This window comes from Psychrobacter pasteurii, from assembly GCF_900162815.1.
Lineage (GTDB): Bacteria > Pseudomonadota > Gammaproteobacteria > Pseudomonadales > Moraxellaceae > Psychrobacter > Psychrobacter pasteurii.
This window is the reverse complement of record NZ_FUGD01000038.1, coordinates 1-9085: the sequence shown is the minus strand read 5'-3', so window position 1 is coordinate 9085 and position 9085 is coordinate 1. Positions and strand designations below refer to the sequence as shown.

Sequence of the window (9085 nt, the reverse complement as noted above, 5' to 3'; positions counted from 1 at the left end):
CCAAAAGGTAGAGCAGGCTTGCGAATAAGAGGATGGGCTTGTGCTGAGTGTGGCACATGGCATGATAGAGATATCAATGCTGCTAAGAACATCCTTGCGGTCGGGCTTGACCGTCTAGCTGTAGGAATCTCCTCGGTTTAGCGAGGGGAGGAAGTCAAGTAATAAAGACCAATAAGCAAAAGAGACCAATTATGACCAAAATCGCACTTCTAGACTACGGCATGGGCAACCTGCATTCTGCCAGTAAGGCATTATCTGCAGTGGGGGCTGAGGTGTCTATTACCAATGATCCCAAAATCATTCGTGCGGCAGATAAAATCGTATTCCCAGGGGTAGGGGCGATGCGCGATTGTATGGCTCAAATGCATGAGCAGGGTATTGATGAAGCCGTTCAAGAAGCGGTATTTAATAAACCGGTCATGGCCATTTGTGTGGGTATGCAGGCGCTGTTTACCGAGTCGCTTGAGTTTGAACGTACTAAGTGCCTAGATATTATCAAAGGTCAGGTGACCCAGTTTGAGCCGAGTTGGACTGATGAGCAGGGCGCCAACATTAAGATTCCTCATATGGGCTGGAATACCATCTCTGGCATGGATCGTAGCCACCCGCTTTGGCAGAGTATTAATGAAAATGCTCACTTTTATTTCGTCCACAGTTATTATTGTGCGCCAGAAGATGAGTCTGTCGTTGCTGCTGTCTGCGATTATGGTCAGCCATTTTGTGCCAGTGTGTTAAAAGACAATCTTTTTGCGACTCAGTTCCACCCTGAAAAAAGCCATAAAGACGGCCTACAATTGCTAAAAAACTTTGTTGAGTGGAATATTTAAGCCTTAATCCATATAGAAAACCCCAACAAATCATAACCCATATTTTTTTGGGCTATCCTATACTAATCTACTTAATTTCTGTCATCGAACGAATAACTGTCTAAAAATTGGGCAGTTATGAGGCAGAATAAGCAGTCAAAGTTAATCGTCGAGATATTGGATAATACAGTGGTTGGGTTTCAACAATTTAAAATATATGTTACTGATTTTACGGGTCTAGACCGAGACTCTCTGCATATCTATGTGGGGATAGGCGTGTTTTTATTTAGCCTACTTGTGACACGGCCCTTGGTGCAACGTCACGTAACGCGGCTTAATATTGCGCTATTGGTGGCGACTTTCTTTGCATTTTTGGGTGAGTATTTAGACCTGAGCCACAGCTACCCGCATATTACTGGCGATCACTTACGGCTGAGTATCCATGATATTATCAATACCTGCTTTTGGCCGTATGTACTGTATGCCGTGAACCGCTGGACCTCGGTGTTTGACAAATCATAGTCAGCTTTTTAGTAGTGCCTTTATTTTTAGTAATGCCTTTAGCAGTAAGTCGGTAAAAATAGAAGTTTTATCTTATAGGAAATTTTTTTAAAAGTGTATCAAGGATGATATATGAAACAGCTAGCCTCAACCCAAAAAGACACCTCAGTCGTTACAGAACATGAGCCATTGGTTATCCGGCAAGACAGCAGGGATAACAGAGGCGTTGTAACCCTAACTCTTAACAATCCTAAGCAATTCAATGCCTTATCGGTGTCACTGCTTTCTGCCCTGCAAAAAGAATTAGATGCCATTGCAGAAGATCAAACCATTCGAGTGGTGGTGATTGCCGCAGAAGGCAAAGCTTTTTGTGCCGGCCATAACCTCAAAGAGATGCGAGCTCACTCTGATAGAGCGTTTCATCAAGCGCTGTTTAACCAGTGTAGCCAAATGATGCTTACCCTAAATCGCATGCCGCAAGTTGTCATTGCTAAAGTACAAGGCATTGCTACGGCAGCCGGGTGTCAGCTGGTGGCCTCGTGTGATTTAGCGGTGGCTTCGAGTACAGCAAAGTTTGCGACATCAGGTATTAATGTGGGTCTGTTTTGCTCCACACCTGCTGTCGCGGTTAGCCGCAATCTGTCACCGAAACAGGCTTTTGAAATGCTCATCACCGGTGAATTTATCGATGCTGAGACAGCAGCTGCCCAAGGGTTGATTAATCGGGTGGCAGCGCCTGAAGAGTTAGACAATACCCTGCAGACATTAATTGACGCCATAATCAGCAAGTCTCCTGTAGCCACAGCCACCGGCAAGCAGATGTTTTATAACCAGCTGGGTTTGAGCTTACCGGACGCTTATGATTATGCCAGTCAAGTGATGGTGGAGAATATGATGGCGGATGATGTGGCGGAAGGCATTGACGCTTTTATTGAGAAGCGACAGGCGGTTTGGACCGGCCGTTAAGCAGGCGATAAGTCAACTTAGATTGTCTAAAAACCCAGCTAAAACTCTGGTTTGGCTGGGTTTTTTTATGCCTTATTTTGGCAGAATTATCCGTTTATTTTTGATATTGGCATTATTGTTTCTTTTTAATTATAATCAATCAAACTATTAGTTATGACAAGGATGATTATGACCACTCCATTTTATTTAAAGCTTGGCAAACTCTCTGAAACCAACGTTAAGCAGTTGGCCCCTTCTTTTTTGAATATTCCTGAAAACGAGTACAAGGATGGTGATTATCGTTTGCGCCGTTATAGTGCTTTCACTTTCAGCGGCAACAAAGTAAACAAGCTACCTTACCGTCCTTTTAAGCAATCTAGCGAACTGAATAAGTTTCAGGGCGACATCGTGCGTGAATATGAGGACATCGAAGCCTCTTGCTATGAGAGTGAGGCGTTCCAAGAGATGTTTTCTCAGTTTTATACCAATGCAGAGCTTCCTGTCGATACAGAGGTTGAAGTGCATCAGCTGCGTATGCGTGCAAAACCGAATCAAACCATTTCGATTGCGCCAGAAGGGGTGCATCAAGATGGCTTTAATCGCATTGGCATGTTCTTCGTCAATTATGAAAACTTAAGTGGCGGTGAGTTGTACGTGCATGAGACACAAGACAGCAAGCCGATGCTGGATCACGTATTTACAGATGGTGAATTTGTGGTGTTAAACGATGCGCTGTTTTGGCACAGTGCCAATGATGTAAAGGCGAATGATAATACCGGCTATTTTGATATGTTTGTCATCACCGGTGACAAGATTAAATAGCGGTTTAAATCAATCGCTATTCATAGAGCTCAAACAAGCTAAATGCCTGATGGTACTGCTGTCAGGCACAAAACTCATACTGCTGATTTAAGCGTCTTATATGACGGATATTAGCCTATTAAATGCTTGGTAAGGATTTTTTATGCCACTTAATATTAAGGCCATTCGCCAACAGTTTCCTGCGCTTAATCAAAGCGTAAATGGTAAAACCCCCATCTTCTTTGATGGACCAGGTGGCTCACAAACCACTGAAACAACCCTTAAGGCATTGCGTGATTACTTCGCCTTTTATAATGCCAATTTAGGCTCTAACTTCTTCTCTGGAGTTAAGACCACCGAGGTAATGCAGCAGGCTCGTGAGTCGGTAGCAGCGCTGGTAAATGCCCCATCGGCAGATAATATCGTGTTTGGTGCGACAGCGACGATGCTGATGTTTAACTTTAGCCGCTCCATTGGCCGGGATTGGCAGGCCGGTGATGAGATTATCGTGACTGCCGCTGATCACTACTCAAACGTCTCATCGTGGAAGCACATTGCCAAAGACAAAGGTGTCATCGTGCATCAAATTGCGGTTGATGAGCAAACCTTTGAGATTGATTACGATGAGCTGGCAAGCAAAATTAATAAAAATACCAAACTAATTGCATTCACTTATGCGTCTAATACCTTAGGTAGCGTGCTTGATGCCAAGCGTATTGTAGAGATGGCAAAGTCCGTAGGGGCGTTGACCTTTATTGATGCCGTGCATTACGCGCCTCACTTTAGCATTGATGTTCAAAGCTTGGATTGTGACTTTTTGGTATTGTCGGCTTATAAATTCACTGGACCTCACGTGGCAGCCATTTATGCTAAGACTGAGCATCTAGAAGGGTTAACCCCTTATAAAGTAGGGCCGGCTACTGAAGTGGCACCAAATCGCTGGGAGCAGGGCACTCAGAACTTTGAAGGCTTGGCAGGCATGATCGCAGCCATTGAATACTTAGCGTCTTTATCGGGCCAAGAGTCAGCCGATAGTAATTTACGAGCGCGTCTAGAGTCTGCTTTTGATAATATCAAAGCCTATGAAAAAACCTTATCTGCACACTTCCTAGATAAGCTAAAAGCGATAGAAGGTGTAACTCTATATGGTAAAAAGAACATAGAGGGGCGTAGTCCAACGTTTGCGTTTAGACTGCCTAAGGGAACCACAGCGGAGTTTGCAGATTTCTGTGCAGAGCGAGTGGTGGGCGTTGGTGCTGGTAACTTCTACGCACAGGGCTTATGTGAGCAGCTGGATATTATGGAGGACGGCGGTGTGATTCGTGCTGGCTGTCTGCACTATAATACTGTCGAAGAGATAGATGTGTTGTTTGATTTGATAGACGAGTTCTTAGCCGCTTAATCGTTTAAGACTAGCTGTTATAAGTTATCAATGATTAAAAACAGGCACAATAAAAAAAGCCCAACCTATTGGTTGGGCTTTTTTTTATGTTATAAAACAACGCTTTATAACGCACTGATAGAGTCAGGCGTTATGCCACATTCTCTGCAGCAAGCTGACGTAACACATAGTGTAATACGCCGCCATGACGCACATATTCACGCTCTTTTGGCGTCTGTAGCATCACATTCACTTCAAAGCTTTCAGTGCTACCATCAGCGCGTGTGGCGGTTACAGTAGCGGTTTCGCTTTCGCCATTATTTAGGCCTGTGATACTTAACACTTCTGAACCATCTAGGTTATACGTATCCGCATTTTCACCTTTTTTGAAGGTTAACGGCAGTACACCCATACCCACTAGGTTAGAGCGGTGAATACGCTCAAACGAGCTGGTTAGAACCGCTTTAACACCAAGCAAGATAGTACCTTTAGCAGCCCAGTCACGGCTCGAGCCTGAACCATACTCTTCACCACCTAGGACAACCAATGGACGATTGTCTTCTTTGTACTTCATTGCTGCATCATAGATGGCCATTTCTTCACCATCTTGTAAGGTCGCTTTATCACCACTGAAGTAGTAAGTGTAGCCACCTTCTTTGCCAGCCATCATTTTGTTTTTAATACGGATGTTGGCAAAGGTACCGCGGGTCATAATCGCATCGTTACCACGGCGTGAGCCATAGCTGTTAAAGTCAGCTTCTAGCACACCGCGCTCTTGCAAGTATTTACCGGCTGGAGATTCTGGATCGATGTTACCGGCTGGTGAGATGTGGTCAGTGGTGATTGAGTCACCAAATAGACCTAAAATACGTGCGTTTTCGATGTCTTTAATGCCTTCTGGTTCCATAGTCATGCCATCAAAGAACGGTGGGTTCTTGATGTATGTTGATGCTTCATCCCATGGATACAACTGGCTGTCTGCTGAGCTAATGGCGTTCCACGCTTTACTACCGTCAAACACTTCGCCATAGTTCTTACGGAACATCTCGGCATCGATGTTATTGGCAATCAGCTCATTAATCTCTTGTGAGGTTGGCCAGATGTCTTTTAAGAACACATCTTTACCGTCTAAGTCTTGGCCGATTGGGTCTTTGGTTAAGTCGATATTCACTGTACCGGCTAGCGCATAGGCAACAACCAAAGGTGGCGATGCTAAGTAGCTGGCTTTCACGTGTGAGTGAATACGGCCTTCAAAGTTACGGTTACCAGACAATACCGCGGCTGCAACCAGATCGTTGTCCTCAATAGCTGTCTCAATAGAGTCTAGTAGAGGACCTGAGTTACCAATACAGGTAGTACAACCATAACCAACCAGATAGAAGCCAGTTTTCTCAAGCTCATCCATCAGTTTGGTTTTCTCTAGATAGTCAGTGACTACCTTAGAGCCTGGAGCCAGTGAGGTTTTCACCCAAGGTTTGGCAGTTAAGCCTCGTGCGGCAGCATTTCGTGCAACCAGACCGGCACCAATCATAACCGCAGGGTTTGAGGTGTTGGTACACGAGGTAATGGCTGCAATAACTACTGAACCATCATGCAGTTCGTGCTCTTCGTCTTCAATGCGGATGGTGCAAGAGGTGGTGCCATCTGCACAGAATGGGTTTGGTTTGGCTGCTAGGCGATCGGCTTGTTCTTGCTTACCGCCTTCTTCATCAAAGCGCACCTTGCCGTCGACTTCAGACTTACGGTCTTTGGTCATCGTTTTTAGCGTTTCGCCAAATTTTTCGTGCATATCCGACAGGTTAATACGCTGCTGTGGTAAGTTAGGACCGGCTAGAGCAGGTTGTACAGTTGATAAATCTAGATGTAGATTGCTTGAGTAAGTCGCAGCAGGTGTGTCGGCGTCGTGCCACATACCTTGGGCTTTAGCATACTTTTCAACCAGTTCAATCTGTGCCTCATCACGGCCTGATAGGCGTAGATAATCGATTGCCATTTGGTCAATTGGGAAAATACCACAAGTTGCCCCATATTCAGGCGACATGTTAGCGATGGTTGCACGGTCTGCCAGTGGCATACTGTGCAGGCCTTCGCCGTAGAATTCTACGAATTTACCAACCACACCATGGGCACGTAGCATCTCTACCACACGCAGCACAAGGTCGGTCGCAGTAACGCCTTCTTGCAGCTTACCGGTCATCTCGAAACCAACCACTTGTGGAATCAACATCGATGATGGCTGACCCAGCATAGCGGCTTCAGCCTCAATACCGCCCACACCCCAACCAAGTACACCAATACCGTTAATCATCGTGGTGTGGCTGTCCGTACCGAATACGGTGTCTGGATACGCGGTTAGCTCACCGTTTTGCTCACTGGCCATAACAACGCGGGCTAGGTACTCTAAGTTTACTTGGTGAACAATACCAGTCGCAGGGGGAACAACAACGAAGTTTTCAAAAGCGTGCTTACCCCAGTGCAGGAATTCATAGCGCTCATTATTGCGTTTAAATTCAATTTTCTCGTTTAAATCCAGTGAATCTTCACGGCCATACGTGTCGACCTGTACCGAGTGGTCAACGACCAATTCACTTGGAATAAAGGGGTTAATCTGCTTGGCATCACCGCCCAACTTCACTACCGCATCACGCATGGCAGCTAAATCAACAACAGAGGGTACCCCTGTGAAATCTTGTAGGACAACACGGGCTGGCATGAAGGCGATTTCTTTAGAAGCCTGGGCACCGGCATCCCAGTTAGCAACGGCTTCAATGTGGTTTTTGCCCACAGATTGACCGCTATCTTCATTACGCAGCAGGTTCTCTAGCACAATCTTCATGCTGTAAGGGAGTTTATTAATATTTGGGTATTTTTCGGCAAGTTTTGGCAGGCTGTAATAAGCATGCGCTTTGCTATCGACGGTTAAACTGTCTTTGACGTTAAAAATATCGCTCATAGTGGCTTCCTTTTCTATTTATTAACTTATTTTTTTAAAGTTATTATTAATTTAGGGGGCTGACAATGTATTCACAATAAATCCTGTCTTATTAGCGAGAGACTTCACTTATCAGTGAATAACGTGAGCTTTTCCTTGAAGAGAAATCCCCGGGTGGCTTGTTACAACAGCTATTGGGGAATATGACAAACTTCCTTGATACACTTTATCATTGTTACTAACATAACAAATATTCAGGAAGTTATTAAGACCAAGATGGTGTCATATCGTGGTGAAATCGTAACAACTGTACTCCTAAGCAGCTTATTAGAAAACCTAATCCTCAGAGGCTGAAGTTTCTTTTTTCTGCCAAGGAAAACGACCCTCAAGCTCCACTTGTAGTGATAGGCTCAGGAAAGTATGGATTAACACAATTAACCCAAGTACCAACACACTACGCAGCGTCGGTTCGGTGACTACTGTGGTCATAATATCGGCGGCAATCAGTACTTCTAGCCCAAGCAGAATAGACTTACCCACATGTTGGCGGATTCTAAGATAAGTATCATGGCTAAACTTAGAAGAGGCCATCAGTGCCCTTATAAAGGCAAACAGCACGCCTAAGAACATAATCATGACCCCTGCAAACTCCACAATGCGAGCAATCACGTCAATAGAGTGCATTAAAGCGTCAATCATGATGAATCTCCTATAGTTGATATCAGGTTAAGTGGCTGTTACTAAACACGGTAATAAAAAAGCCGGCCTGATTTCCAGACCGACTCTTTATATAAGATAATCCTATAAGCCTACCTAATTACTGCTTCGCAGCAGGTTTCGATGGGTTTTGATAACCGCCATAGTGCTTCATTGGAGACGAGCTTGGGATAACGCAGGTAGCTGTGGGTTTAGCTTATTGTATTCGCCTGCACCATAAACCACGTCACCACCAACGACAGTTAACACCGATTCGATGGTTTTGATTTTATTTTTCTGGAAATAGTTCATGAGAGGCTCTCAGCTTAATGAAAAAATAAAAAGAGGTTAATTTAGCACATAAAACACACAGGGTAATTGGTCTGCAAAACTTTATCACCGGTCGCCGTAAAACCACCCACTTCAGGGGGTGGATATAAGGCGACACATATTGTCGTGAGTAGTGTTTAAAAGGTTGTAAGTTAAAATTAACCTCGCCATACTAAGTATATGAAAACACTCAAGCTACGCATTAAAGACAAGCACACAGACCAACTTAATCGCATAAGCGGTTCGGTGAGCTTTGTGTGGAACTATGTCAATGCGCTGTGCTTTGAGCATTTAAAGCGTACTGGTAAGTTTTTTAGTGCTTATGATCTAAGTGAGTACACTAAAGGAAGCGGTGAGTATTTAGGATTACCCAGTCAAACACTGCAAGCCATCAATGAAACTCATACCAAGGCGCGTAAGCAGTTTAAAAAAACCAAACTTCATTGGCGAACTAATAGACCTGATGCCAAACGAAAGTCACTGGGTTGGATACCTTTTAAGAAATCGGCTATCAAATACCTAAGCACAAGACAAACAGGCAAAAAAGCACTTAAATCAACAATTCAGCTATCACTTTCTAAAGGTCAAAAGCTCATCATAGATGTATTCGATAGCTACAACCTAAGCCTATATCAAATCAACACGCTTGAGATAGTACAAGACAGTCGTAATCGTTGGTATGCGTGTATTACT

At 44.3% G+C, this 9085-nt stretch carries 10 protein-coding genes; 7 read left to right on the top strand and 3 right to left on the bottom strand.

Annotated elements, in window-relative coordinates; all coding sequences use genetic code 11:
- The 6 genes from A1232T_RS01315 to A1232T_RS01290 all read left to right on the top strand — a co-directional run.
- A partial coding sequence (locus A1232T_RS01315) for a zinc ribbon domain-containing protein (RefSeq protein ID WP_143513930.1) occupies positions 1 to 141 on the top strand: 141 nt, incomplete at its 5' end.
- 50 nt (positions 142 to 191) lie between these two features.
- Complete coding sequence (hisH, locus tag A1232T_RS01310) at positions 192 to 827, top strand: imidazole glycerol phosphate synthase subunit HisH (RefSeq protein ID WP_077447679.1); 636 nt, start codon at positions 192 to 194, stop codon at positions 825 to 827.
- 117 nt (positions 828 to 944) lie between these two features.
- On the top strand, positions 945 to 1328 hold the full coding sequence (locus A1232T_RS01305; protein ID WP_244152332.1) for a hypothetical protein: 384 nt from the start codon (positions 945 to 947) through the stop codon (positions 1326 to 1328).
- Positions 1329 to 1439: 111 nt separating this feature from the next.
- The gene (locus tag A1232T_RS01300; RefSeq protein WP_077447678.1) at positions 1440 to 2273 is read left to right on the top strand and encodes an enoyl-CoA hydratase; all 834 of its coding nucleotides are present in this window, start codon (positions 1440 to 1442) and stop codon (positions 2271 to 2273) included.
- A 168-nt stretch (positions 2274 to 2441) separates the two neighbouring features.
- Positions 2442 to 3074, top strand: coding sequence for a 2OG-Fe dioxygenase family protein (locus tag A1232T_RS01295; RefSeq protein WP_167367019.1), 633 nt, complete (start codon positions 2442 to 2444; stop codon positions 3072 to 3074).
- 142 nt (positions 3075 to 3216) lie between these two features.
- Positions 3217 to 4455, top strand: a complete 1239-nt coding sequence (locus A1232T_RS01290; RefSeq protein WP_077447676.1) for a cysteine desulfurase-like protein — start codon at positions 3217 to 3219, stop codon at positions 4453 to 4455.
- Positions 4456 to 4585: 130 nt separating this feature from the next.
- On the opposite strand, the gene acnA is transcribed toward A1232T_RS01290, so the two are convergent.
- The 3 genes from acnA to A1232T_RS14060 form a co-directional block, all read right to left on the bottom strand.
- Entirely contained in the window at positions 4586 to 7387 is a 2802-nt protein-coding gene (acnA, locus tag A1232T_RS01285; RefSeq protein WP_077447675.1) for an aconitate hydratase AcnA, read from the bottom strand.
- Between the two features lie 315 nt (positions 7388 to 7702).
- Positions 7703 to 8065, bottom strand: a complete 363-nt coding sequence (locus A1232T_RS01280) for a DUF1622 domain-containing protein (protein WP_077447674.1) — start codon at positions 8063 to 8065, stop codon at positions 7703 to 7705.
- Positions 8066 to 8233: 168 nt separating this feature from the next.
- On the bottom strand, positions 8234 to 8374 hold the full coding sequence (locus A1232T_RS14060) for a hypothetical protein (protein WP_167367018.1): 141 nt from the start codon (positions 8372 to 8374) through the stop codon (positions 8234 to 8236).
- Positions 8375 to 8572: 198 nt separating this feature from the next.
- Here A1232T_RS14060 and A1232T_RS01275 point away from each other — a divergent pair.
- The coding region (locus A1232T_RS01275) for a nuclease/transposase family protein (RefSeq protein WP_482822382.1) at positions 8573 to 9085 on the top strand (513 nt) is incomplete at its 3' end.